Raw genomic sequence first — 24163 nt, forward strand, 5'->3', positions numbered from 1 at the left:
TCAGTCCTCGTGGCGGTCTGTAACAGCTTGGTCACCCGGCGATTCTAAAGTAAGCACACAACCTGATGAGGAGACAGGCCATGTCCTTGCAACACAGCAGCAATGACAAGATTCAAGTGATCCGTACCCAGCCAAACCAGTCTCTAGGGTGTGCCATCATCGACGCTCAGGGTCGCGAAGTACCTATTACTGAAGACATGATCCAGAACGCCTGCCGCGAACTGGAAAAGCGACTGGTCAAGCCTGCTCGGCAAGATTGACACATAGCCTCACGTCCTCTTGACCCGGCCTTGTGGCCGGGTTTTTTATGCCCGCGCTTCAGGCTGCGAACGGGCTCAGACCGGATCGGCGCCCAGGGCCCGGACGATCCGGCTCAGCATCGGCGACTCCCCTTGAATCCGCACTTGCAGGCCATCAATTTCGCGGCGCTCCGGGTAATGCTTGCGCAGGCCATCGAAGGCAGTGCGCTGCCGGGCGACATCGTCCACCAGGCTGCGGCGAAAATCCGCATCATCACGGCGCGGGTCGTACACCGCCCGGCAGATCATCGCCAGGGCCCAGGCCGGGTCAGCATTGGTATTGAGGCTCACTTGCGGCACCCAGGGCGCCGGCAGCAAGCTGGCCAGGCTGACCTGCTCGGCCTGCCCCAGGAAACGGCAATAGGCCTGGTAGATCTGCGCCGTGCCACGCTGCTTGCCGTCCAGGCTGTAACCGGCGATGTGCGGCGTGGCCAGCACGCACAGGTCCGCCAGTTCGCGATCCACGGTCGGCTCCTCCTCCCAGACATCCAGCACCGCCTGCAAATCCTCACGCTGCAGCAGTACTTCACGCAGCGCCCGGTTATCCACCACCGGACCGCGGGCGGCATTGATCAGCCAGGTGCCCTGCTTGAGCCGGTCGAGGCGTTGCCGATCCAGCAGGTGCCAGGTGGCATGCTCGCCGTGGCGGGTCAGCGGGGTATGCAAGCTGATGACGTCGCATCGTTCGATCAGTTGCTCCAGGCTGACATAGTCACCGCCTTCTGCCGCCTGACGTTGCGGATCACAGACCAGCACCTGCCAACCCAGGCCGCGCAGGACCTTGATCAGGCGCCCGCCAACTTCACCGGCCCCCACTACGCCATAACAGCGTTGCGCCAGGTCCGCGCCTTCGATCTCGGCCAGGGTCAACAGGCTGCCCAGCACATAGTCCACCACGCCCCGGGCATTGCAGCCCGGGGCACTGGACCAGGTGATACCGGCCTGTTGGAAGTAATCCAGGTCCAGGTGATCGGTGCCAATGGTGCAGGTGCCGACAAACCGCACCGGAGTGCCTTCCAGCAGTTGACGATCGACCTGGGTCACCGAGCGCACCAGCAGCACGTCAGCCTGCTCCACGGCAGCCCGATCGATGGCGCGCCCGGGAAAACGCCGAATCTCGCCAAATTCGGCAAAGAACTCTTCGATCAGGGGAATATTTTCATCGGCAACAATCAACATGGCAGGCTCCTCGTGCGGAGCCGCAGTTTAGGCGCAGATGCCAGGGCGAGCCAGCACCGCTTGAAGTCCAGCGCCCGTTTGCAGCGCTGGCACCCTTACAAATCCACAACACTGGATTTTTTCCTGACCACGGTGCCAGCGCGTAGAATGCTGCGTCCTGCGCAACACCACCTATGGACGCAACGCCCCGTGAATTCCGTGACCGACACTCCCACCGCCACTACCATCAGCCGCCCTGCACGGGTTGGTCGCGAACTGCACGACCTGCTGGTCCTGGCCCTGCCCATCATGATTGCCCAGGTGGCCACCACTGCCATGGGCTTTGTCGACGCGGTGATGGCCGGCCGGGTCAGCTCGCGGGACCTGGCGGCCGTGGCCCTAGGCAACTCGATCTGGATTCCGGTGTTCCTGCTGATGACCGGCACCCTGCTGGCCACCACGCCCAAGGTGGCCCAGCGCTTTGGCGCCGGCAAGCTGCACGAGATCGGCCCGGTGGTGCGCCAGGCCCTGTGGCTGGCCGTGGTGGCCGGGATCTCGGCGACACTGATGCTGGTCAGCGCCGAACCGATCCTGCACCTGATGAACGTCGACCCCGAACTGATCAAGCCCTGCATGGGCTATCTGCACGGCATCGCCAGCGGCCTGCCGGCGGTGGCGCTGTACTACGTGCTGCGCTGCCTGAGCGACGGCCTGGGACGCACGGTGCCGAGCATGGTCATCGGCCTGGGTGGCCTGGCCCTGAACATCCCCATCAACTACATCTTCATCTATGGCCACTTCGGCGTGCCGGCCATGGGTGGCGTGGGCTGTGGCTGGGCCACGGCCATCGTCATGTGGGCCATGATGCTGGGCATGGCCGGCTGGATTGGCTGGGCGAAGGCCTATCGCAAGATCCAGCTGTTCAGCCAGTTCGACTGGCCGCAAGGGGCAGTGATCGGTCGCCTGCTCAGCGTCGGCCTGCCCATCGGTATTGCGGTATTCGCCGAGTCGAGCATCTTCGCGGTGATCGCCCTGTTGATCGGCAGCCTGGGTGCCACGGTAGTGGCCGGACACCAGATCGCCCTCAACGTCAGCGCCCTGATGTTCATGATCCCCTACTCCCTGGCCATGGCCGTAACGGTGCGGGTCGGCCAGTCTCTGGGCCGTCAGCAACCGCGCGACGCACGCTTCAGCGCCGGGGTCGGCATGGGCGCGGCACTGGCCTACGCCTGCCTGTCGGCAAGCCTGATGTACCTGCTGCGCGAACCCATCGCCTCGATCTACACCAACGACCCGCTGGTGATCCAGGTCGCCTCGATGCTCATCGTCTACTCGGCATTGTTCCAGTTCTCCGACGGCATCCAGGTCACCGCCGCCGGCGCGCTACGGGGTTATCAGGACACCCGGGTGACCATGATCCTGACCCTGTTCGCTTATTGGGGCATCGGCTTGCCGGTCGGCTACGCCCTGGGCCTGACCGACTGGTTCGGCCCGGCGCGTGGCCCGAGCGGCCTGTGGGAAGGCTTGATTGCCGGCTTGACCTGCGCCGCGCTGATGCTGCTGATCCGCCTGACCCGCAGCGCGCGCAAGCAGATCCGCATCAACCGTTCGGCCGGTTAATCGAGCTTCTTGCGAATCCAGTAGAGATAGGTCCCGGCCTCTTCCTGCTGCGCCACCAGTTCGTGGTCGAGAAACACACAGAACTTGGGAATGTCGCGGCGGGTGGACGGGTCGGTGGCGATCACTTTCAACAGCCCGCCTGCCGGCAGGTCACGGATGTGCTGGTGCAGCATCATCACCGGCTCGGGGCAGTTGAGGCCGGTGGCGTCAAGGGTGCCGTCGACCGGCGTATCGATGATTTGACTCATGGTTCACTCCTGAAACAGGCGGGCATTGTCACGCAATGGCGCCATCGGGTCATCTGTTGCCGTCGCTCCACGCCCCCCGCCCTCCCGTAGGAGCTGGCTTGCCAGCGAAAGCGCCCTCCAGCCTTGTACAGGTGTGGGGCCTTTTTTCGCCGGCAAGCCGGCTCCTGCCAGGAAGCGGGCGGTGTTGCGGGTACTACGCCGACTTGGGCTTTTTCACATCCAGGCGCCGCAGGTGGCAGGTCACTTCCTCACGGTCGTGATACAGCTGCTTGCAGCCAATCGCCACACGAATCCCCCGGGCCTTGAAGCCTTCTTCGATGCGTTCCAGCAAACGCTTCACTTCGGCGTAACGCTGCTTCATCGGCAGCTTCAGGTTGACCACCGCTTCGCGGCAATGGCCCTCGCCGATCCAGGTTTCCAGCAGCGCCGCGTTGCGTGCCGGCTTCTCGACGATGTCGCAGACCATCCAGTCCACCGGCTGCCGTGGCTTGAAGGTGAAGCCGTCCGCCATCAAGTGCTGCACCAGGCCGGTATCCATCAGGCTTTCGGCCATCGGGCCATTGTCGACGGCGGTCACCAGCATGCCGCGATTGACCAGTTGCCAGGTCCAGCCTCCCGGCGCCGCCCCCAGGTCAACCCCGGTCATGTCGCTGTGCAGGCGCTCGTCCCATTGATCACGGGGGATGAAGTGGTGCCAGGCCTCTTCCAGTTTCAGGGTCGAGCGGCTCGGCGCTTCCCGGGGGAATTTCAGCCGCGGAATGCCCATCGGCCACATGGCCGAATTGCCGGCCTCCGCCAGACCGACAAAGACCTCACGGCCGCTCTTGAAGGTCAGTAGCAAGCGCGGCTTGGCGGCATCCTCCACCAGCTTGCCAGCGGCGCTCAAGGCCTTGCGCAGCGGAGCTTCGAACTTCTTGCAGAAGTTCGACAATTCCTTGCCGTCATTGGTATCGACCACCTCCAGCCACAGGCTGCCGCACTGGGGGAAATCGGCCAGATAGGCCAGGATCACGCTGATGCGATCGGTTTCCGGCAACTCGATGAAGCCGCCACGGGCCCACTGCCGGGGAAAGATCAGCTGCGAGAAGCGCAAGCCCTGCATCAGGCGCTGGGCGCCGTCGTCCTCGGTGCAGATGAACTCGGCGCAGGCGCTGCTGGGTTTGGCCTTGGCGTAGCCGGCGACATTCAAGCGGGCAGCGTGATCGGCGATCTCGGAGCAGACTTCGCCCTCGAAACCGGGCCGGCAATGGATAAACAGGGTGTTCATTGAATCTCCTGGGCAAATGGCGACGAATCGATGCGCAAACCTGCCCTGTAGCAAAGCCTGTCACGAAAACCGGCGCATCATAACCGAGTTCGGAACCTTGGACTTGCGCCAGCAGTCCAGTGATTAGCCATAAGCCGCAAACAGAGCTAGGTTAACTCTCTGTCCGTATCACAGGCCCGTAGCCGTGCGGGCCAAAAGGAGTCATTCAATGCCATCCCTCGATAGCCTGAAAACCCTTAAAACCCTGAAGGTCGACGACAAGACCTACCACTATTTCAGCCTGCCGGACGCCGCCAAAAGCCTGGGCGATATCGATGCCCTGCCCATGTCGCTGAAAGTCCTGCTGGAAAACCTGCTGCGCTGGGAAGACGACAAGACCGTCACCGGCGCCGACCTCAAGGCCCTCGCCGCCTGGCTCAAGGAGCGCCGCTCCGACCGCGAGATCCAGTACCGCCCGGCCCGGGTGCTGATGCAGGACTTTACCGGCGTGCCCGCCGTGGTCGACCTGGCGGCCATGCGTGCCGCCATGGCCAAGGCCGGCGGCGATCCGCAGCGGATCAATCCGCTGTCGCCGGTGGACCTGGTGATCGACCACTCGGTGATGGTGGACAAGTTCGCCAGCAGCAGCGCCTTCGAACAGAACGTCGATATCGAGATGCAGCGCAACGGAGAACGCTATGCCTTCCTGCGCTGGGGCCAGAACGCCTTCGACAATTTCAGCGTGGTACCGCCGGGCACCGGCATCTGCCACCAGGTCAATCTGGAATACCTGGGGCGCACGGTCTGGACCAAGGACGAGGACGGCCGCACCTACGCCTTCCCCGACACCCTGGTGGGTACCGACTCGCACACCACCATGATCAATGGCCTCGGGATACTGGGCTGGGGCGTCGGCGGCATCGAGGCGGAAGCGGCGATGCTCGGCCAGCCGGTGTCGATGCTGATTCCGGAAGTCATCGGCTTCAAGCTCACCGGCAAGCTCAAGGAAGGCATCACCGCCACCGACCTGGTGCTGACGGTGACCCAGATGCTGCGCAAGAAGGGTGTAGTGGGCAAATTCGTTGAGTTCTATGGCGATGGCCTGGCCGACCTGCCCCTGGCGGACCGCGCCACCATCGCCAACATGGCACCGGAATACGGCGCCACCTGCGGTTTCTTCCCGGTGGACGACATCACCCTGGATTACCTGCGCCTGTCCGGGCGCCCGAGCGAACTGGTCAAGCTGGTGGAGGCCTACAGCAAGGCCCAGGGCCTGTGGCGCCTGCCGGGCAAGGAGCCGGTATTCACCGACAGCCTGGCCCTGGACATGGGCAGCGTCGAAGCCAGCCTCGCCGGACCGAAACGGCCACAGGACCGGGTGGCGCTGCCCAACGTGGCCCAGGCTTTCAGCGACTTTCTCGACCTGCAGTTCAAACCCGCCAGCAAGGAAGAAGGCCGCCTGGAAAGCGAGGGTGGCGGCGGTGTGGCGGTGGGCAATGCCGATCTGGTGGGCGAAGCCGACTACCTGGATGCAGGCCAGACCTATCGCCTGAAAAACGGTGCGGTGGTGATTGCCGCCATCACCTCCTGCACCAACACCTCCAACCCCAGCGTGATGATGGCCGCCGGACTGGTGGCCAAGAAAGCCGTGGAAAAGGGCCTGCAACGCAAGCCCTGGGTCAAGAGTTCACTGGCTCCCGGCTCCAAAGTGGTGACCGACTACTACAAGGCCGCGGGCCTGACGCACTACCTGGATCAGTTGGGCTTCGACCTGGTGGGTTATGGCTGCACCACCTGTATCGGCAACTCCGGACCGCTGCAGGAGCCGATCGAAAAAGCCATTCAGCAGGCCGATCTCACCGTGGCTTCGGTGCTGTCGGGCAACCGCAACTTCGAGGGCCGGGTACATCCTCTGGTAAAAACCAACTGGCTGGCCTCGCCACCGCTGGTGGTGGCCTATGCCCTGGCCGGTACGGTGCGCATCGACCTCAGCAGCGAACCCCTGGGGCACGGCAAGGACGGCCAGCCGGTATACCTGCGGGACATCTGGCCCAGCAGCCAGGAAATCGCCGACGCCGTGGCCCAGGTCAACACCCGGATGTTCCACAAGGAATACGCCGAAGTGTTTGCCGGTGATGCCCAGTGGCAAGCCATCGAAGTGCCCCAGGCCGCCACCTACGTCTGGCAGGACGACTCGACCTATATCCAGCACCCGCCGTTCTTCGAGGACATCGCCGGCCCGCTGCCGTCCATCAAGGATGTCAGCGGCGCGCGGATACTGGCCCTGCTGGGAGACTCGGTGACCACCGACCACATCTCCCCCGCCGGCAATATCAAGGCCGACAGCCCGGCCGGCCGCTACCTGCGGGACAAGGGTGTGGAGCCACGGGACTTCAACTCCTACGGCTCAAGGCGTGGCAACCACCAGGTGATGATGCGCGGCACCTTCGCCAATATCCGCATCCGCAACGAAATGCTCGGCGGCGAGGAAGGTGGCAACACGCTGTACATCCCCACCGGCGAGAAGCTGGCGATCTATGACGCGGCCATGCGCTACCAGGCCGACGGCACGCCGCTGGTGGTGATTGCCGGCCAGGAGTACGGCACCGGCTCCAGCCGCGACTGGGCCGCCAAGGGCACCAACCTGCTGGGGGTCAAGGCGGTGATCGCCGAAAGTTTCGAACGGATACACCGCTCCAACCTGGTGGGCATGGGGGTCTTGCCCTTGCAGTTCAAGCTCGACCAGAACCGCAAGAGCCTGACGCTCACCGGCAAGGAAACCCTGGACATCCTCGGCCTGAGCGATGTGGAACTGACACCGCGAATGAACCTGCCCCTGGTCATCACCCGCGAAGATGGCAGCCAGGAAAGAATCGAGGTGTTGTGCCGCATCGATACCTTGAATGAAGTGGAGTACTTCAAGTCCGGCGGGATCCTGCACTACGTGCTGCGGCAATTGATTGCATCCTGATCCGCCACGAAAACAGACACCGCCTGCGGGCGGTGTTTTTCGTCGGGCTGTCGAACAAAACTCAGCTGGTTATACTTGCCGCCCGCCGGAACTGACCGACCGGTCGCAAAAACGACTACAGATCCGGCGCTGTACCACGTCTCTGCAATACCCATTCTTCGCAACAAGGATTCCACATGACCGCTCTGCCATGGATGTATCTGGCACTCCTTTCTATTGGCTACGCACTGGCCCTGAGCTATGGCCAACTGGGCCTGCTGGCCGCCCTTTCGATCCTCCTCCTGCTGTGTGCCGGCCTGGCCGTGCGCCAGCAACGCAGTCGGGTCGGTCAGTATCTGGGGCACGGCCTGTTCGTGGTGCTCGCCCTGGCCCTGGCCATGCACTGGCTGCCTGGCTTCTACAACGGCCGGGCAATCGACCCGCAACGTTTTACCGATGATGCCGTGCCGTTTTCCATGTACCTGAACCAGGACAAGCCGCTGATCGGTTTCTGGTTGCTGCTGGCGTGCCCATGGATCGTTGGCCGGCGCTCGTTGCGCCTGTCGCTCTACGCGACGGTCCTGGCCCTGACGCTGTGCGCGGTGGCCGCATTGGGCGGTGCTCTGTTGCTGGGGATCATCAGCTGGGCCCCGAAGTGGCCGGATCAAGCCTGGCTGTGGGTGCTCAACAACCTGCTGCTAGTGACCCTGGTGGAGGAAGCGCTGTTCCGAGGCTACATCCAGGGTGGCCTGAGCCGACGCTTCAAGGCGCTGCCCTACGGTGAGAACCTGGCGCTGCTGTGCGCGGCCCTGCTGTTCGGCCTGGTGCACCTGGGCGCAGGGTGGCAATGGACCCTACTGGCGGGCATCGCCGGGGTCGGCTACGGTCTGGCCTATCGTTTTGGCGGCCTGAGCGCGGCGATTGCCACTCACTTCGGTCTTAACCTGCTGCATTTCGGCTTGTTCACCTATCCGATGCTGGCCGGATAAGCGGCCAGTCATTTAGCCAAACCAGTACTTCAGACGTATTGACTGCCAAGGAAGAAGGTCAATGATTACCCCTCGCCAACGCCTGCTGAAACCCGCAGGCGTTTTTTGCAAGCGACACATTCTGCCAATAAGACCCAGCGCCGATTATTGAAAAATAATTTCAATAATCGTTTGAAGCGGCCGACAACCCATCAAAGCCTTGCGGATTGAAAAACCATGCGTAATAACCAGCCTGTCACTCAGCGCGAACGTACCTTCCCGGCTCAACAACGGTTGATTTCCACCACCGACGCCAAAGGCGTGATCACCTACTGCAACGACGCCTTCGTCGAGATCAGTGGGTTCTCCCGTGAAGAACTGGTTCGCGCACCGCACAACCTGGTCCGTCACCCCGATGTGCCGGCGGCAGTGTTCGCGCACATGTGGGGCACCTTGAAACAAGGCTTGCCATGGATGGGCATCGTCAAGAACCGCTGCAAGACCGGCGACCACTACTGGGTCAACGCCTATGTGACGCCGGTGTTCGAAGGCAACCAGGTGGTGGGCTACGAATCGGTACGGGTCAAGCCTACCGCCGAGCAGGTGCGCCGCGCCGAAGCCCTCTACCAACGCATCAACACCGGCAAGTCGGCCATTCCCAAGCGTGACAAGTGGTTACCGGTGTTGCAGGACTGGCTGCCGTTCATCCTGGTCAGCCAACTGAGCTTCATGATCGGTGCCTGGCTCAACTCCCATTGGGGCTTTGCCCTGGCGGCGGCGCTCTCGGTGCCGCTGGGCCTGCTGGGCCTGGGCTGGCAGCAACGAGGCCTCAAGCGCCTGTTGCGCCTGGCCGAGCAGACCACCTCCGACCCGCTGATCGCCCAGATGTATACCGACAGCCGCGGCGCCCAGGCACGTCTGGAAATGTCGATCCTGAGCCAGGAAGCGCGCCTGAAGACCTGTCTGACTCGCCTGCAGGACACCGCCGAGCACCTCAACGAGCAGGCCCGCCAGTCCGACACCCTGGCCCACAACAGCTCCAGCGGCCTGGAGCGTCAGCGGGTCGAGACCGAGCAGGTGGCCACCGCGGTCAACCAGATGGCCGCCACCACCCAGGAAGTGGCCAGCCACGTACAACGCACCGCCGACGCCACCCAGGAAGCCAATCGCCTCACCGGCCGTGGCCGGGACATCGCCGGGGAAACCCGCGAAGCCATCCAGCGCCTGTCGGTGGTGGTGGGCGAAACCGGCCTGACCGTGACCCAGCTGGCCAAGGACAGCGACGAGATCGGCGGCGTGGTCGATGTGATCAAGGGCATCGCCGACCAGACCAACCTGCTGGCCTTGAACGCGGCCATCGAAGCGGCCCGCGCCGGAGAAATGGGTCGCGGCTTTGCCGTGGTCGCCGATGAAGTGCGCCAGTTGGCGCAACGCACCAGCGAGTCCACCGGGCAGATCCACACCCTGATCGCCAAGCTGCAGCAAACCGCCGCCACGGCCGTGCAGACCATGGACGCCGGTCATCGCCAGGCCGAAGAAGGCGTCGCGCGGGTACTGGAAGCCGACCAGGCGCTGGTGGGCATCAGCGAAGCGGTAGCCAATATCACCGACATGACCACCCAGATCGCTGCTGCTACCGAAGAGCAAAGCTCGGTGGCCGAAGAGATCAGCCGCAACATCAGCACCATCGCGCAACTGGCGGACCAGACCTCGGAGCAGGCCCAGCACTCGGCCGAGCTCAGCGAAGCCCTGACCCGCACCGCGCACACCCAGTACTCGCTGGTGGAGCGCTTCAACCGCTAAGCCCTCGGGCTGGCGATAAAAAACCGCAAGCATCGGCTTACGGTTTTTTTATGCCCGCAAACCCGCCGAACAACTGTAGGAGCGAGCTCGCTCGCGAAAAATCTTCACCGCGATACACATTCGAGGGCCGAGTGAACGCTTCGCGAGCAAGCTCGCTCCTACAGGATCAGGCCAGTGTTTGCAGGAACGCCGCGACCTTGGCCGCCGCAGACTCCAGGTGCTGCTCATGGGTGCAGCCGGAGGCCTTCAGCGGCTTGAGATCGTGATCAGCGGCCACCAGCCAATACAGCTCGATACTCGGTGCCAGTGAGTAGGCCTCGACCGCCTGGCGGTTGCCCAGGGCGTCACGCTCGCCCTGCACGATCAGGCTCGGCGTCGCCAGTTCGGCCAGGTGCGCCACCCGCGGCTTCTCCGGCTTGCCCGCCGCATAGAAGGGATAACCCAGGCACACCAGGGCATCGGCCGCCAGCTCGTCGACCAGCAGGCTGGCCATGCGCCCGCCCATGGATTTGCCACCCAGCGCCAGGACCCCAGTGACATAAGGTCGCACCAGAGCATGCACCTCACGCCAGCATTCCAGGAGCTTGGGAGCCGGGTTGGGCGGCCGCTTGCCGCCGTCCAGGCGCCGCTGGGCCATGTAGGGAAACTCGAAGCGCAAGACGTTCACCCCATGCCCGGCAAGGCGTACAGCGATGTCGTTCATGAACCCGCTGTCCATCGGCGCGCCGGCACCGTGGGCCAGGATCAGCGTTGGTGCCTGCAACGGGTCGGCAACAGCGGCGACCTCCCATAACCAGCCGCGTTCCTGCACGCACTGCGCCCATTGATCCCCGTCAATACTGGCCTTGTGCTCATTGCTCATGCTTGCCTCGCTTTTAGTCTGCCTATAACTCCAGACGAAGTGAGCGCGCCTTGCCGTGCGCAGTCGCTTTCACTTCAGCTGAACCGTGGATGGGGAACCATGAACACTTCTATCAGTACCGCCTACAACTACAAGGTGGTCCGCCAATTCGCCATTATGACGGTGGTGTGGGGCATCGTCGGCATGGGGCTCGGGGTTTTTCTCGCTGCCCAGTTGGTCTGGCCTGAACTCAACTTCGACCTACCGTGGACCAGCTTCGGCCGTCTACGTCCTTTGCACACCAACGCCGTGATCTTCGCCTTTGGTGGCTGCGCGCTGTTTGCCAGCTCGTTCTACTCGGTGCAACGCACCTGCCAGACTCAGCTGTTCGCGCCGAAAATCGCCGCGTTCTGCTTCTGGGGCTGGCAACTGGTGATCCTCCTGGCGGCCATCAGCCTGCCATTGGGCTACACCAGCTCCAAGGAATACGCCGAACTGGAATGGCCGATCGATATCCTGATCACCATTGTCTGGGTGGCCTACGCCATCGTGTTCTTCGGCACCCTGATGCAGCGCAAGACCAAGCACATCTATGTGGGCAACTGGTTCTTCGGCGCCTTCATCATCACCGTGGCCATCCTGCACATCGTCAACAACCTGGAACTGCCGGTCAGCTTCACCAAGTCCTACTCGGTGTATGCCGGTGCAACCGATGCGATGGTGCAATGGTGGTACGGCCACAACGCCGTGGGCTTCTTCCTGACCGCGGGCTTCCTGGGGATGATGTACTACTTCGTACCCAAGCAGGCCGAGCGTCCGGTGTACTCCTACCGCTTGTCCATCGTGCATTTCTGGGCACTGATCACCCTGTACATCTGGGCCGGTCCTCACCACTTGCACTACACCGCGCTGCCGGACTGGGCTCAGTCCTTAGGGATGGTGATGTCGCTGGTACTGCTGGCGCCAAGCTGGGGCGGCATGATCAACGGCATGATGACCCTCTCGGGTGCCTGGCATAAGCTGCGCAGCGACCCGATCCTGCGCTTCTTGGTGGTGTCCCTGGCGTTCTACGGCATGTCGACCTTCGAAGGTCCGATGATGGCGATCAAGACCGTCAACGCTCTCTCGCACTACACCGACTGGACCATCGGCCACGTACACGCCGGCGCTCTGGGCTGGGTAGCGATGATCTCCATCGGCGCCCTGTACCACCTCATCCCGAAAGTCTTCGGCCGCGAGCAGATGTACAGCACTGGCCTGATCAACACCCACTTCTGGCTCGCCACCATCGGCACCGTGCTCTACATCGCCTCGATGTGGGTCAACGGTATCGCTCAGGGCCTGATGTGGCGCGCGGTCAACGAAGACGGCACCCTCACCTACTCCTTCGTCGAAACCCTGGTGGCCAGCCACCCAGGCTTCATCGTGCGACTGGTCGGTGGTGCGATCTTCCTCAGCGGCATGTTCCTGATGGCATACAACACCTGGCGCACCGTGCGTGCCGCAGTGCCAGCCGAAGTCAACGCCGCTGCGCAGATGGCCTGAGGAGTCCGCCATGAAACACGAAACGATTGAAAAAAACGTCGGCCTGCTGATGCTGCTGATGGTCTTCGCGGTGAGCATCGGCGGTCTGACCCAGATCGTCCCGCTGTTCTTCCAGGACGTCACCAACAAGCCGGTGGAAGGCATGAAGCCCTACACCGCGCTGCAACTGGAAGGCCGCGACATCTACATCCGCGAAGGCTGCGTACAGTGCCACTCGCAGATGATCCGTCCGTTCCGCGCCGAAACCGAACGCTATGGCCACTACTCGGTAGCCGGTGAGAGCGTCTGGGACCATCCGTTCCTGTGGGGCTCCAAGCGTACCGGTCCGGACCTGGCCCGGGTTGGCGGCCGCTACTCCGATGACTGGCACCGCGCGCACTTGTACAACCCGCGCAACGTCGTGCCCGAGTCGAAGATGCCGGCCTATCCGTGGCTGGTGAACGCACCGGTGGATAGCAGCCATACCGAAACCAAGCTCAAGGTCATGCGCACCCTGGGTGTGCCGTACACCGACGAAGACATCGCCGGCGCTACCGCCACGCTCAAGGGCAAGACCGAGATGGACGCCCTGGTGTCCTACCTGCAAGTGCTTGGCACTGCGATCAAGAGCAAGAGGTGAGCCATGGGTTTTGAACTCGATAGCGGCATGATCCGCGGGCTCGGGACCCTGGTGGTGATGATCGCCTTCGTCGGCCTGTCGATCTGGGTGTTCAACTCAAAACGCAATCCCGAGTTTGCCCAGGCACGCCTGCTGCCCTTCGCCGACGACCCGATGCCGGGTGCGGCACCGGCCGGCAACACAACTGATGACGCTCAACCTCAAGAGCCTGCAACAAGGAGCATTCGGCCATGACCACCTTCTGGAGTACGTGGATCTGCGTACTGACCATCGGCAGCCTGATCGGCCTGACCTGGCTACTGGTCGGCACCCGCAAGGGTGAAACCAAGGGCAGCGTGGACCAGACCATGGGCCACGCCTTCGATGGCATCGAGGAGTACGACAACCCCCTGCCGCAATGGTGGTTCCTGCTGTTCGCCGGGACCCTGGTGTTTTCCGTGGGCTACCTGATCCTCTACCCGGGCCTGGGCAACTGGAAAGGCGTCCTGCCGGGCTATGAAGACGGTTGGACCCAGACCAAGGAATGGGAAAAGGAAATGGCCAAGGCCGACGTGAAATTTGGGCCGATCTTCGCCAAATTCGCAGCCATGCCCGTGGAAGAGGTAGCCAAGGACCCGCAGGCACTGAAGATGGGCGGACGCCTGTTCGCCTCCAACTGCTCGGTGTGCCACGGCTCTGACGCCAAGGGTGCCTTCGGCTTCCCCAACCTGGCGGACGACAACTGGCGCTGGGGTGGCAGTGCCGACACCATCAAGGCCACCATCATGGGCGGCCGCATGGCGGCCATGCCGGCCTGGGGTGAAGTGCTCAAGGAAGCAGGCGTGAAGAACGTAGCGGCTTATGTCCGTCACGAACTGGCCGGCCTGCCCCTGCCTGCCGACAGCGACGCCGACCTGGTGGCCGGACAGCAAGCGTTCAGCACCACCTGCGTAGCCTGCCACGGCGCCAACGGCAAGGGCACCCAGATCATGGGCGCGCCCGACCTGACCCAGCCGGCCGGCTTCATCTACGGCACCAGCCTGGCGCAACTGCAACAGACCATCCGTCATGGTCGCCAGGGCCACATGCCAGCGCAGAGCGAACTGCTCGGCAATGACAAGGTGCAACTGCTGGCCGCCTACGTGTACAGCCTGTCCCACAACAGCAGCAACAAGCCACAAGCTGAAAGCGCCAAGTAAGGGATCAACGGCAAGCTGCGAGATTTCACTTGCAGCTTGCCGCTTGAAGCTTTCCCTCCTGCCTCTTTGCGACCAAGTGTCGCACCCTCTCTCCCCCCTTCGTTTGCACTCATCCGATTCAGGTCTAAGCTTGCCCCGATGGGGACTGGCAAGGGCTGGTCACAGGCCAACGGTATCCGTGACGTTCGAAGCTTCCGCTCGATGACAGGCCGCAAAGGCTGGTTTATACCGGCTGTCGACTCGCTTACCGCCTGTCAGCTGATCCATCAGCTTCCACACACCCGGTTACAACCAACCTGACACCCCCCGAATCCTGTCCACTGCGACAGTCTGTCCGAGGGCATTTTTTTGTCCCTACTCGGCATAGGGAAAGGCCGCAGAATCAGGCATGGAACGCATTGACCCAGGTCATGGCGCGTTGCAATGACCCCCTGCTTTCTCCATACTTGCGGCCGATTTTTATCCCTAATAAAACACCCAAACCGTGGAACCTTAGAATGAGCACAGCAATCAGTCCGACTGCTTATAACTATAAGGTAGTCCGCCAGTTCGCCATCATGACGGTGGTCTGGGGGATCCTTGGCATGGGGCTCGGTGTCTTCATCGCGTCGCAACTGGTCTGGCCGGAGTTGAACTTCGGTCTGCCATGGACGACCTTTGGACGCTTGCGCCCGCTGCACACCAACCTGGTGATCTTCGCCTTCGGTGGATGTGCATTGTTTGCCACCTCTTACTATGTCGTGCAGCGAACCTGCCAGACGCGACTGATTTCCGACAGCCTCGCGGCCTTCACCTTCTGGGGTTGGCAAGCGGTGATCGTCGGCGCGATCGTGACCCTGCCACTGGGTTACACCACCACCAAGGAATACGCCGAACTGGAATGGCCCCTGGCTATCCTGCTGGCGATCGTCTGGGTCACCTACGGCCTGGTGTTCTTTGGCACCATCACCAAGCGCAAGACCAAGCACATCTATGTCGGCAACTGGTTCTACGGTGCCTTCATCGTGGTGACCGCGATGCTGCACATCGTCAACCACGCCTCCCTGCCGGTCAGCTTCTTCAAGTCCTACTCGGCCTACGCCGGTGCGACTGACGCGATGATCCAGTGGTGGTACGGGCACAACGCCGTGGGCTTCTTCCTGACCACCGGTTTCCTGGGGATGATGTACTACTTCGTACCCAAGCAGGCCGAGCGTCCGATCTACTCGTATCGCCTGTCCATCGTGCACTTCTGGGCGCTGATCACCCTGTACATCTGGGCCGGTCCGCACCACCTGCACTACACCGCGCTGCCGGACTGGGCCCAGTCCCTGGGCATGGCCATGTCGATCATCCTGCTGGCTCCGAGCTGGGGCGGCATGATCAACGGCATGATGACCCTGTCGGGCGCCTGGCATAAGCTGCGCACCGACCCGATCCTGCGGTTCCTGGTGGTGTCCCTGGCGTTCTACGGCATGTCGACCTTCGAAGGTCCGATGATGGCGATCAAGACCGTCAACTCGCTGTCCCACTACACCGACTGGACCATCGGCCACGTACACGCCGGCGCTCTGGGCTGGGTAGCGATGATCTCCATCGGCGCCCTGTACCACCTGATCCCGAAAGTCTTCGGCCGTCAGCAGATGCACAGCATCGGCCTGATCAACACCCACTTCTGGCTGGCTACCATCGGTACCGTGCTGTACATCGCCTCGATGTGGGTCAACGGCATCACCCAGGGCCTGATGTGGCGCGCCATCAACGACGACGGCACCCTCACCTACTCCTTCGTCGAAGCGCTGCAAGCCAGTCACCCGGGCTTCATCGTCCGCGCTCTGGGCGGTGCGTTCTTCGCCGCCGGCATGCTGATCATGGCGTACAACGTGTTCCGCACCGTTCGCGCCTCGAACCCGGCTGAAGCTGAAGCCGCCGCTCAGATCGCTGTAGTTGGAGCTCACTGATGAAGCACGAAGTAGTCGAGAAGAACATTGGCCTGCTGGCCTTCTTCATGGTCATCGCCGTCAGCATCGGCGGCCTGACCCAGATCGTCCCGCTGTTCTTCCAGGACGTCACCAACAAGCCGGTGGAAGGCATGAAGCCGCGCACCGCGCTGGAACTGGAAGGCCGCGACGTGTACATCGCCAACGGCTGTGTCGGCTGCCATTCGCAGATGATCCGTCCGTTCCGCGCCGAAACCGAACGTTATGGCCACTACTCGGTGGCCGGCGAAAGCGTCTGGGACCACCCGTTCCTGTGGGGTTCCAAGCGTACCGGTCCGGACCTGGCCCGAGTGGGCGGCCGTTACTCCGATGACTGGCAGCGTGCGCACCTGTACAACCCGCGCAACGTCGTCCCCGAGTCGAAGATGCCGGCTTATCCGTTCCTCGTAGAAAACAAGCTCGACGGCAAAGACACCGCGAAGAAAATGGAAGTCTTGCGCACGCTCGGCGTCCCTTACACCGACGAAGACATCGCCGGCGCCAAGGATGCTGTGAAGGGCAAAACCGAAATGGACGCGCTGGTGGCCTATCTGCAAGGCCTGGGCACCATCATCAAAAGCAAACGGTGATCTAGATGGATATCGGGATGATTCGTGGCCTGGGCACCCTTGTTGTGATGGTGGCCTTCATCGGTTTGGCACTCTGGGTGTTCAGCCCCAAGCGCAAGTCCGAGTTTGAAGACGCAACCTTGCTGCCGTTCGCGGATGATCCCGACGCCATCAAGCACGTCGAGCAAGCTTCTAGGAGTAACAAAGAATGACTACGTTCTGGAGTCTGTACGTCACAGTCCTCAGTCTGGGTACCATCTTCGCCCTGACCTGGCTGCTGCTGTCGACCCGCAAGGGCCAGCGCGCCGAGCAGACCGACGAGACGGTCGGCCACTCCTTCGACGGGATCGAGGAGTACGACAACCCGCTGCCGAAATGGTGGTTCATGCTGTTCGTCGGCACCATCGTCTTCGCCTTGGGCTACCTGGTGCTGTATCCCGGCCTGGGCAACTGGAAAGGCGTACTGCCGGGCTACAACTACCTCGATAACGAGAAGCAGACCCCATTCGCCAATGGCCAGTCCGGCTGGACCGGCGTGCACGAGTGGGAAAAGGAAATGGCCAAGTCGGACGCCAAGTTCGGTCCGATCTTCGCCAAGTACGCTGCCATGCCGATCGAGGAAGTCGCCAAGGACCCGCAAGCCCTGAAAATGGGCGGTCGCCTGTTCGCTTCCAACTGCTCGGTCTGCCACGGCTCCGACGCCAAGGGCGCCTACGGCTTCCCCAACCTGACCGACGCCGACTGGCGCTGGGGCGGCGAGCCGGAAACCATCAAGGCCACCATCATGGGCGGTCGCCACGCGGTGATGCCGGCCTGGCTGGACGTGATCAAGGAACAAGGCGTCAGCGACGTTGCCGCTTATGTCCTGACCAACCTCGACGGCCGCAAGCTGCCGGAAGGCATCAAGGCCGATCCGGTCAATGGCCAGAAGCTGTTCGCCGCCAACTGCGCGGTCTGCCACGGTCCGGAAGGCAAAGGCACCCCAGCCATGGGCGCGCCCAACCTGACTCACCCGGCAGCCTTCATCTACGGTTCGAGCTTTGCGCAACTGCAGCAGACCATTCGTTACGGCCGCCAGGGCGTGATGCCTGCGCAGGAACAACTGCAAGGCAACGACAAGGTTCACCTGCTGGCGGCTTATGTCTACAGCCTGTCCCACGGTGACAAGCAGGCCGACGCCGAGTAAGACCGACGCCTGAAAGCAACACCCGACGGCCCCGCCAATCAACATTGGCGGGGCCGTTTTGTTTGCGCCTGGCATCGGCTGATGCGCGACGGCAGATCAACCTTTCCGGCACCCCGGTAGCCAGGTTTCTAAAATATGGCGGACTTCAAAACCTGCGGCGCTCACCTGCCCGCCCCCCTGGAAGAATTGAACGGCGCGACGGGCAAAAGGGTCCATAATCCACAAGTCAATTGATTCAAGTCATTACACCATCAGTTGATTTCTCCCAACGCGACCAAAGGTCGCACCCTTGCGCTAGAGCTACAGGCGTATCATTGCGCCACTGCAACACCCCTTTTGACCGCGGTCGGCACGTACTGACCGAGGCATTTTTCCACTGCCGTGGGATGCAATGATGAGCAACCAGATTCCCGTACAAGACGTTACCCCGCCTGCCAAAAACGCGACCAACAGCGTCGATCTCTACGCCTCCAGGGAAAAAATCTACACCCGCGCCTTCACTGGCCTGTTCCGCAACCTGCGCATGCTCGGCGGCGCTGGTTTGTTCCTCCTGTACTTCGGCACCGTCTGGCTCAACTGGGGTGGCCACCAGGCCGTCTGGTGGAACCTGCCAGAGCGCAAGTTCTTCATTTTCGGCGCAACATTCTGGCCCCAGGACTTCATTCTGCTCTCGGGCCTGTTGATCATTGCCGCCTTCGGCCTGTTCTTCATCACCGTCTATGCGGGACGTATCTGGTGCGGCTACACCTGCCCACAGAGCGTCTGGACCTGGATCTTCATGTGGTGCGAAAAGGTCACCGAAGGCGACCGCAACCAGCGTATCAAGCTGGACAAGGCGCCCATGAGCGCCAACAAGTTCCTGCGCAAGCTGAGCAAGCACAGCCTCTGGCTGCTGATCGGTTTCGTCACCGGCATGACCTTCGTCGGCTACTTCTCGCCGATCCGCGAACTGGTCATCGACTTCTTCACCGGCCAGGCCGATGGCTGGTCGTATTTCTGGGTCGGTTTCTTCACCCTGGCCACCTACGGCAACGCCGGCTGGCTGCGCGAACAAGTGTGCATCTACATGTGCCCCTACGCGCGCTTCCAGAGCGTGATGTTCGACAAGGACACGCTGATCGTCTCCTACGACCCACGCCGTGGCGAAAGCCGTGGTCCACGCAAGAAAGGCGCCGACTACAAGGCCCAGGGCCTGGGCGACTGCATCGACTGCACCATGTGCGTCCAGGTCTGCCCAACCGGCATCGACATCCGCGACGGCCTGCAGATCGAATGCATCGGCTGCGCCGCCTGCATCGACGCCTGCGACAGCATCATGGACAAGATGGACTACCCCCGCGGGCTCATCAGCTACACCACCGAGCACAACCTCTCCGGACAGAAAACCCATAAACTGCGCCCTCGCCTGATTGGCTACGCGCTGGTGCTGCTGGCCATGATCAGCCTGCTGATCAGCGCATTCTTCATGCGCTCGCTGGTGGGTTTCGACGTCAGCAAGGACCGCGTGCTGTACCGCGAAAACGCCGAAGGGCGGATCGAGAACGTCTACAGCCTGAAGATCATGAACAAGGACCAGCGCGATCACACTTATGTGCTGGACGCCGCGGGCCTGCCGGATCTGAAGCTGCAGGGCAAACGCGAAATCCACGTGGTGGCCGGCGATATCGTCAGCATGCCGGTGGAGCTGTCGATTGCTCCTGAGCACCTGCCCTCGACCACCAACGAGGTGAAGTTCATCCTTGAGGATGCTGACGACAGCAGCGTCCACGTTGAAGCCAAGAGCCGATTCATCGGCCCACAAATCCGTTAAGAGCCAAGAGAAGTGATCATGCCCGCAGCTACCGCCACCAGCCCCTGGTACAAACACCTCTGGCCCTGGATCATCATTGGCATTCTCGCCTGTTCGGTGACCCTGACCCTGTCCATGGTGACCATTGCCGTGAACAACCCGGACAACCTGGTCAATGACAACTACTACGAGGCCGGCAAGGGCATCAACCGCTCCCTGGATCGCGAACTGCTGGCCCAGACCCTGAAGATGCGCGCCAGCGTGCATCTGGACGAGCTGACCGGCGAAGTGGAGCTGCGCCTGAGCGGCGACAGCCAGCCCAAGACCCTGGAGCTGAACCTGATTTCGCCGACCCAGCCGGAAAAAGACCGCAAGATCACCCTGGCCCGCAGCGAAACCGAACACGGCCGCTACATCGGCCAGCTGAACGATCAGGTCGAAGGCCGACGCTTCGTCGAGTTGCTGGGCGTCGAAGGCGACAAGACCTGGCGCATGTTCGAAGAGGAACAGGTCAGCCACGACAAGGACCTGCTGCTGGGTGACGAGCCGCTGCAAGGAGCGGAAGACCTGAACTGATCCACCCCCGTCATCCATCGCCGGTCCGCCGCCTACCTCCCTTTCGGGACTGGAGTCGAGCGGCCGGCGATGAGTTTTTCCCCGACCACAAAGATCGCCGATGACCACGCCACTGCCCTGCTACCACTGCGCCCTGCCGGTTCCCGCCGGCAGCCGGTTCACCGCCGTCGTGCTCGGCCAATCCCGGGAGTTCTGCTGTCCGGGTTGCCAGGCAGTGGCCGAGGCCATAGTCGCCGGCGGTCTGGAGCACTACTACAGCCATCGCAGCGAAGCCTCGGCCAATCCCGAAGCCCTGCCCGTGCAGTTGGTCGACGAGCTGGCACTGTATGACCGTGCCGACGTGCAGCAGCCTTTCGTCCGTCACCAGGGCGAACTGGCGGAAACCACCCTGCTCATGGAGGGCATCAGTTGCGCCGCTTGCGGCTGGCTGATCGAAAAACACCTGCGCAGCCTGCCGGCAGTGGCCGAGGCCCGACTCAACCTGTCCAACCACCGCCTGCACGTACGCTGGGCCGACAGCCAACTGCCGCTGAGCCAGGTGCTCAGCGAACTGCGCCACATCGGCTACGCGGCCCACCCCTACCAGCCGGACCGTGCCTCCGAGCAACTGGCCAGCGAGAACCGCCTGGCCCTGCGCCAGCTGGGGGTCGCCGGACTGCTGTGGTTCCAGGCAATGATGGCAACCATGGCCACCTGGCCGGAATTCAATATCGACCTGAGCCCGGAACTGCACACCATCCTGCGCTGGGTCGCGCTGTTCCTCACCACCCCGATCGTCTTCTACAGCTGCGCGCCCTTCTTCAAAGGCGCCATGCGTGACTTGCGTACCCGTCACCTGACCATGGATGTCTCGGTATCCCTGGCCATAGGCGGGGCCTACCTGGCGGGCATCTGGACCGCCATCAGCGGTGTCGGCGAACTGTACTTCGACGCTGTAGGCATGTTCGCCCTGTTCCTCCTCGCCGGCCGTTACCTGGAACGTCGGGCCCGGGAACGCACCGCAGCAGCCACCGCGCAGTTGGTCAACCTGTTGCCTGCCTCCTGCCTGCGCCTGGGCCAGGACGGTCAGAGTGAACGTATCCTGCTCACCGAACTGCGCCTGGGCGACCGGGTGCTGGTACACCCCGGCGCGGTGCTGCCGGCCGATGGCAAGATCCTCGATGGCCAGTCGAGCATCGACGAATCCCTGCTCACCGGCGAGTACCTGCCACAGCCACGCAGCCTGGGAGACAGCGTCACTGCCGGCACCCTGAACGTCGAAGGCGCGCTGACGGTGGAAGTTCAGGCCCTGGGCCAGGACACCCGACTGTCCGCCATCGTCCGCCTGCTGGACCGTGCCCAGGCGGAAAAACCCCGACTGGCCGAAGTGGCCGACCGTGCGGCCCAGTGGTTCCTGTTGTTCTCGCTGATCGCAGCTGCAGCCATCGGCCTGCTGTGGTGGCAACTGGACGCTTCGCGAGCCTTCTGGATCGTCCTGGCCATGCTGGTCGCCACCTGCCCTTGCGCGCTGTCCCTGGCCACCCCCACCGCCCTGACCGCCGCCACCGGCACCTTGCACAAGCTTGGTCTGCTGCTGACCCGTGGCCATGTGTTGGAAGGCTTGAACCAGATCGACACAGTGATTTTCGACAAGACCGGCACCCTGACCGAAGGGCGCCTGGCTTTGCGCGCCATCCGCCCCCTGGGGAGCTTGTCCAGCGATGCCTGCCTGAGTCTCGCCGCCGCCCTGGAGAACCGCTCCGAACACCCGATCGCACGAGCCTTCGGCCGGGCCCCGGTAGCCGCGCAAGACGTCACCAGCAGCCCAGGCCTGGGCCTGGAAGGCCTGGTGGGTGAACAGCGCCTGCGCATCGGCCAGCCAACGTTCGTCTGCGAACTCAGCGGCTGCCCGGTACCGAGCATGCCCGACGAAGCCGGGCAGTGGCTGTTGCTGGGGGATAGCCAGGGCGCCCTCGCCTGGCTGGTGCTCGATGACCGGCTGCGCAGCGACGCCCCCGCGCTCCTGGCCGCCTGCAAGGCTCGCGGCTGGCATACCCTGCTGCTGTCCGGAGACAGCTCGCCGATGGTCGCCAGCGTCGCGGCCGAGCTGCAGATCGACGAGGCCCGGGGCGGCCTGCGTCCGGACGACAAACTGCAGGTATTGCAACAACTGCATCAACAGGGCCGTAAAGTGTTGATGCTTGGCGATGGCGTCAACGACGTCCCGGTGCTGGCCGCCGCCGATATCAGTGTCGCCATGGGTTCAGCCACCGACCTGGCCAAGACCAGCGCCGATGCGGTGCTCCTGTCCAATCGCCTGGACGCACTGGTGCAGGCCTTCAGCCTGGCGCGCCGGACCCGTCGGGTGATTATCGAGAACCTGCTCTGGGCCGGACTGTACAATGGCCTGATGCTGCCGTTCGCCGCCCTCGGCTGGATCACCCCGGTGTGGGCCGCGGTCGGCATGTCCATCAGTTCCCTGACCGTGGTGCTCAATGCCCTGCGCCTGACCCGCATGCCGCGGCCGGCCGCCAGTGCCAGTACCCCCGAACCCCGCCCGTTGCCGGCCTGAGCCGCCGGGCCTGGAGTCCAGATGCCAGCTCTTTATGTGATGATCCCGGCCGCTCTGCTGATCGTGGCCATCGCCATCTACATCTTCTTCTGGGCCGTGGACAGCGGTCAGTACGACGACCTCGACGGTCCGGCCCACAGCATCCTGTTCGACGACCAGGACCCAAGCCACACCGCCGCGGTGGACGAAGCCAAGGGCCAGCCCGACGCCCCGACCGAAGCCACCCGCAAAACGGAACCACCCCATGCTTGAACTGGCGCCCCTGCTGGTTTCTGCGGTGATACTCGGCCTGCTGGGCGGCGGTCACTGCCTGGGCATGTGCGGCGGCCTGATGGGCGCCCTGACCCTGGCGATCCCCCGGGAACAGCGCAGCCGGCGGTTTCGCCTGTTGCTGGCCTACAACCTGGGTCGCATCCTCAGCTATGCCCTGGCCGGCCTGTTGCTGGGCCTGGCCGGCTGGGCGGTGGCCAACAGCCCGGTCGCGCTGTTCATGCGGATACTGGCCGGACTGCTTTTGATTGCCATGGGCCTGTACCTCGCCGGGTGGTGGAGCGGCCTGACCCGCATCGAAGGGTTGGGCAAGGGCCTGTGGCGGCATATCCAGCCAGTGGCCAATCGTCTGTTGCCGGTGTCCAGCCTGCCTCGCGCATTGCTCCTCGGGGCGCTCTGGGGCTGGCTGCCCTGCGGCCTGGTGTACAGCACCCTGCTGTGGTCGGCGAGCCAGGGCAATGCCCTCGACAGCGCCCTGTTGATGCTGGCCTTCGGCCTCGGCACCTGGCCGGTCCTGCTGGCCACCGGCCTGGCGGCGGAGCGGGTCACGGCCCTGTTGCGGCGGCGCAGCGTGCGCCTGGCCGGTGGCCTGTTGGTCATTCTCTTCGGCCTCTGGACCCTGCCCGGTCCTCACCAGCACTGGCTGATGGGCCACTGACCCCGGGACCGAGCCCGGCAACCGGGCTCGCACGCCCCGCCGGCGCTACCCCGGCAGCTCCCGAACACCCTTGATACAAGTCAAGATGGCCGCGCCCCTAACCTCCTAGACTCGCGAACACTGCCAGCCTA

22 protein-coding genes are annotated in these 24163 nt (G+C 63.1%); 18 read left to right on the forward strand and 4 right to left on the reverse strand.

Annotated elements, in window-relative coordinates:
- Positions 1 to 80 precede the first annotated feature (80 nt).
- Positions 81 to 260, forward strand: coding sequence for a PA1571 family protein (locus tag BLV47_RS20560; RefSeq protein WP_011060254.1), 180 nt, complete (start codon positions 81 to 83; stop codon positions 258 to 260).
- A gap of 75 nt (positions 261 to 335) precedes the next feature.
- On the opposite strand, the gene pdxB is transcribed toward BLV47_RS20560, so the two are convergent.
- The gene (gene pdxB, locus BLV47_RS20565; protein WP_092316596.1) at positions 336 to 1478 is read right to left on the reverse strand and encodes a 4-phosphoerythronate dehydrogenase PdxB; all 1143 of its coding nucleotides are present in this window, start codon (positions 1476 to 1478) and stop codon (positions 336 to 338) included.
- 189 nt (positions 1479 to 1667) lie between these two features.
- On the opposite strand from pdxB, the gene BLV47_RS20570 reads away from it, so the two are divergent.
- Positions 1668 to 3077 (forward strand): MATE family efflux transporter, encoded by a 1410-nt coding sequence (locus BLV47_RS20570; protein WP_092316598.1) that lies wholly within the window; start codon positions 1668 to 1670, stop codon positions 3075 to 3077.
- On the opposite strand, the gene tusA is transcribed toward BLV47_RS20570, so the two are convergent.
- Both tusA and rlmM read right to left on the reverse strand, forming a co-directional pair.
- Complete coding sequence (gene tusA, locus BLV47_RS20575) at positions 3074 to 3325, reverse strand: sulfurtransferase TusA (RefSeq protein ID WP_047302965.1); 252 nt, start codon at positions 3323 to 3325, stop codon at positions 3074 to 3076. The two genes, BLV47_RS20570 and tusA, sit on opposite strands and share 4 nt — an antisense overlap.
- Positions 3326 to 3518: 193 nt before the next feature.
- Positions 3519 to 4592: a 23S rRNA (cytidine(2498)-2'-O)-methyltransferase RlmM gene (rlmM, locus tag BLV47_RS20580; protein ID WP_092316600.1), complete on the reverse strand. Its 1074-nt coding sequence runs from the start codon at positions 4590 to 4592 to the stop codon at positions 3519 to 3521.
- A gap of 208 nt (positions 4593 to 4800) precedes the next feature.
- Between rlmM and acnA the strand changes: the two genes are divergently transcribed.
- The 3 genes from acnA (at position 4801) to BLV47_RS20595 (ending at position 10292) form a co-directional block, all read left to right on the forward strand.
- The gene (acnA, locus tag BLV47_RS20585; protein WP_092316602.1) at positions 4801 to 7542 is read left to right on the forward strand and encodes an aconitate hydratase AcnA; all 2742 of its coding nucleotides are present in this window, start codon (positions 4801 to 4803) and stop codon (positions 7540 to 7542) included.
- A 176-nt stretch (positions 7543 to 7718) separates the two neighbouring features.
- A complete protein-coding gene (locus tag BLV47_RS20590; RefSeq protein ID WP_092316604.1) occupies positions 7719 to 8510 on the forward strand; it encodes a CPBP family intramembrane glutamic endopeptidase in 792 nt (263 codons plus the stop codon).
- 216 nt (positions 8511 to 8726) lie between these two features.
- On the forward strand, positions 8727 to 10292 hold the full coding sequence (locus BLV47_RS20595; RefSeq protein WP_092316606.1) for a methyl-accepting chemotaxis protein: 1566 nt from the start codon (positions 8727 to 8729) through the stop codon (positions 10290 to 10292).
- A gap of 166 nt (positions 10293 to 10458) precedes the next feature.
- Here BLV47_RS20595 and BLV47_RS20600 read toward each other — a convergent pair whose 3' ends face one another.
- Complete coding sequence (locus BLV47_RS20600; protein ID WP_092316608.1) at positions 10459 to 11154, reverse strand: alpha/beta family hydrolase; 696 nt, start codon at positions 11152 to 11154, stop codon at positions 10459 to 10461.
- Positions 11155 to 11253: 99 nt separating this feature from the next.
- Between BLV47_RS20600 and ccoN (BLV47_RS20605) the strand changes: the two genes are divergently transcribed.
- From ccoN (BLV47_RS20605) to BLV47_RS20665, 13 genes are all read left to right on the forward strand, one after another.
- Positions 11254 to 12678, forward strand: a complete 1425-nt coding sequence (ccoN, locus tag BLV47_RS20605) for a cytochrome-c oxidase, cbb3-type subunit I (protein ID WP_092316610.1) — start codon at positions 11254 to 11256, stop codon at positions 12676 to 12678.
- Between the two features lie 10 nt (positions 12679 to 12688).
- Positions 12689 to 13297: a cytochrome-c oxidase, cbb3-type subunit II gene (ccoO, locus tag BLV47_RS20610; RefSeq protein WP_016967270.1), complete on the forward strand. Its 609-nt coding sequence runs from the start codon at positions 12689 to 12691 to the stop codon at positions 13295 to 13297.
- A gap of 3 nt (positions 13298 to 13300) precedes the next feature.
- Positions 13301 to 13531 carry a cbb3-type cytochrome oxidase subunit 3 gene (locus tag BLV47_RS20615; protein ID WP_016967269.1) on the forward strand — a complete coding sequence of 77 codons (231 nt, stop codon included), beginning with the start codon at positions 13301 to 13303 and terminating at the stop codon, positions 13529 to 13531.
- Positions 13528 to 14475: a cytochrome-c oxidase, cbb3-type subunit III gene (gene ccoP, locus BLV47_RS20620; RefSeq protein ID WP_092316612.1), complete on the forward strand. Its 948-nt coding sequence runs from the start codon at positions 13528 to 13530 to the stop codon at positions 14473 to 14475. Before BLV47_RS20615 ends, ccoP (BLV47_RS20620) begins: the two co-directional genes overlap by 4 nt.
- Positions 14476 to 14972: 497 nt before the next feature.
- Positions 14973 to 16415, forward strand: a complete 1443-nt coding sequence (gene ccoN, locus BLV47_RS20625) for a cytochrome-c oxidase, cbb3-type subunit I (protein WP_022643328.1) — start codon at positions 14973 to 14975, stop codon at positions 16413 to 16415.
- Positions 16415 to 17023, forward strand: a complete 609-nt coding sequence (gene ccoO, locus BLV47_RS20630; RefSeq protein ID WP_011060240.1) for a cytochrome-c oxidase, cbb3-type subunit II — start codon at positions 16415 to 16417, stop codon at positions 17021 to 17023. Before ccoN (BLV47_RS20625) ends, ccoO (BLV47_RS20630) begins: the two co-directional genes overlap by 1 nt.
- A 5-nt stretch (positions 17024 to 17028) precedes the next feature.
- Entirely contained in the window at positions 17029 to 17214 is a 186-nt protein-coding gene (locus tag BLV47_RS20635) for a CcoQ/FixQ family Cbb3-type cytochrome c oxidase assembly chaperone (protein ID WP_011060239.1), read from the forward strand.
- Entirely contained in the window at positions 17211 to 18188 is a 978-nt protein-coding gene (ccoP, locus tag BLV47_RS20640; protein ID WP_016966607.1) for a cytochrome-c oxidase, cbb3-type subunit III, read from the forward strand. Before BLV47_RS20635 ends, ccoP (BLV47_RS20640) begins: the two co-directional genes overlap by 4 nt.
- A 394-nt stretch (positions 18189 to 18582) precedes the next feature.
- Complete coding sequence (gene ccoG, locus BLV47_RS20645; RefSeq protein WP_092316614.1) at positions 18583 to 19998, forward strand: cytochrome c oxidase accessory protein CcoG; 1416 nt, start codon at positions 18583 to 18585, stop codon at positions 19996 to 19998.
- Between the two features lie 18 nt (positions 19999 to 20016).
- Positions 20017 to 20553 carry a FixH family protein gene (locus BLV47_RS20650; protein ID WP_092316616.1) on the forward strand — a complete coding sequence of 179 codons (537 nt, stop codon included), beginning with the start codon at positions 20017 to 20019 and terminating at the stop codon, positions 20551 to 20553.
- Positions 20554 to 20653: 100 nt separating this feature from the next.
- Complete coding sequence (locus BLV47_RS20655) at positions 20654 to 23104, forward strand: heavy metal translocating P-type ATPase (protein WP_092316618.1); 2451 nt, start codon at positions 20654 to 20656, stop codon at positions 23102 to 23104.
- Positions 23105 to 23125: 21 nt separating this feature from the next.
- On the forward strand, positions 23126 to 23356 hold the full coding sequence (ccoS, locus tag BLV47_RS20660) for a cbb3-type cytochrome oxidase assembly protein CcoS (protein ID WP_060838332.1): 231 nt from the start codon (positions 23126 to 23128) through the stop codon (positions 23354 to 23356).
- Complete coding sequence (locus tag BLV47_RS20665) at positions 23349 to 24032, forward strand: sulfite exporter TauE/SafE family protein (protein ID WP_092316620.1); 684 nt, start codon at positions 23349 to 23351, stop codon at positions 24030 to 24032. The genes ccoS and BLV47_RS20665 overlap by 8 nt, the downstream gene beginning before the upstream one ends.
- Positions 24033 to 24163: the final 131 nt, after the last annotated feature.

This window comes from Pseudomonas saponiphila (genome assembly GCF_900105185.1).
GTDB classification, from domain to species: Bacteria; Pseudomonadota; Gammaproteobacteria; order Pseudomonadales; family Pseudomonadaceae; genus Aquipseudomonas; species Aquipseudomonas saponiphila.

What these genes read in the sequence shown, in the direction of transcription:
- BLV47_RS20635 (WP_011060239.1), top strand. Translation starts at nt 17,029, where the DNA reads ATGGATATCGGGATGATTCGTGGCCTGGGCACCCTTGTTGTGATGGTG.
- ccoO (WP_016967270.1), top strand. Translation starts at nt 12,689, where the DNA reads ATGAAACACGAAACGATTGAAAAAAACGTCGGCCTGCTGATGCTGCTG.
- BLV47_RS20655 (WP_092316618.1), top strand. Translation starts at nt 20,654, where the DNA reads ATGACCACGCCACTGCCCTGCTACCACTGCGCCCTGCCGGTTCCCGCC.
- ccoG (WP_092316614.1), top strand. Translation starts at nt 18,583, where the DNA reads ATGAGCAACCAGATTCCCGTACAAGACGTTACCCCGCCTGCCAAAAAC.
- rlmM (WP_092316600.1), bottom strand. Translation starts at nt 4,592, where the DNA reads ATGAACACCCTGTTTATCCATTGCCGGCCCGGTTTCGAGGGCGAAGTC.
- BLV47_RS20560 (WP_011060254.1), top strand. Translation starts at nt 81, where the DNA reads ATGTCCTTGCAACACAGCAGCAATGACAAGATTCAAGTGATCCGTACC.
- BLV47_RS20595 (WP_092316606.1), top strand. Translation starts at nt 8,727, where the DNA reads ATGCGTAATAACCAGCCTGTCACTCAGCGCGAACGTACCTTCCCGGCT.
- ccoO (WP_011060240.1), top strand. Translation starts at nt 16,415, where the DNA reads ATGAAGCACGAAGTAGTCGAGAAGAACATTGGCCTGCTGGCCTTCTTC.
- ccoN (WP_092316610.1), top strand. Translation starts at nt 11,254, where the DNA reads ATGAACACTTCTATCAGTACCGCCTACAACTACAAGGTGGTCCGCCAA.
- tusA (WP_047302965.1), bottom strand. Translation starts at nt 3,325, where the DNA reads ATGAGTCAAATCATCGATACGCCGGTCGACGGCACCCTTGACGCCACC.
- BLV47_RS20590 (WP_092316604.1), top strand. Translation starts at nt 7,719, where the DNA reads ATGACCGCTCTGCCATGGATGTATCTGGCACTCCTTTCTATTGGCTAC.
- ccoP (WP_092316612.1), top strand. Translation starts at nt 13,528, where the DNA reads ATGACCACCTTCTGGAGTACGTGGATCTGCGTACTGACCATCGGCAGC.
- BLV47_RS20600 (WP_092316608.1), bottom strand. Translation starts at nt 11,154, where the DNA reads ATGAGCAATGAGCACAAGGCCAGTATTGACGGGGATCAATGGGCGCAG.
- acnA (WP_092316602.1), top strand. Translation starts at nt 4,801, where the DNA reads ATGCCATCCCTCGATAGCCTGAAAACCCTTAAAACCCTGAAGGTCGAC.
- pdxB (WP_092316596.1), bottom strand. Translation starts at nt 1,478, where the DNA reads ATGTTGATTGTTGCCGATGAAAATATTCCCCTGATCGAAGAGTTCTTT.
- BLV47_RS20665 (WP_092316620.1), top strand. Translation starts at nt 23,349, where the DNA reads ATGCTTGAACTGGCGCCCCTGCTGGTTTCTGCGGTGATACTCGGCCTG.
- BLV47_RS20615 (WP_016967269.1), top strand. Translation starts at nt 13,301, where the DNA reads ATGGGTTTTGAACTCGATAGCGGCATGATCCGCGGGCTCGGGACCCTG.
- ccoN (WP_022643328.1), top strand. Translation starts at nt 14,973, where the DNA reads ATGAGCACAGCAATCAGTCCGACTGCTTATAACTATAAGGTAGTCCGC.
- ccoP (WP_016966607.1), top strand. Translation starts at nt 17,211, where the DNA reads ATGACTACGTTCTGGAGTCTGTACGTCACAGTCCTCAGTCTGGGTACC.
- BLV47_RS20650 (WP_092316616.1), top strand. Translation starts at nt 20,017, where the DNA reads ATGCCCGCAGCTACCGCCACCAGCCCCTGGTACAAACACCTCTGGCCC.
- ccoS (WP_060838332.1), top strand. Translation starts at nt 23,126, where the DNA reads ATGCCAGCTCTTTATGTGATGATCCCGGCCGCTCTGCTGATCGTGGCC.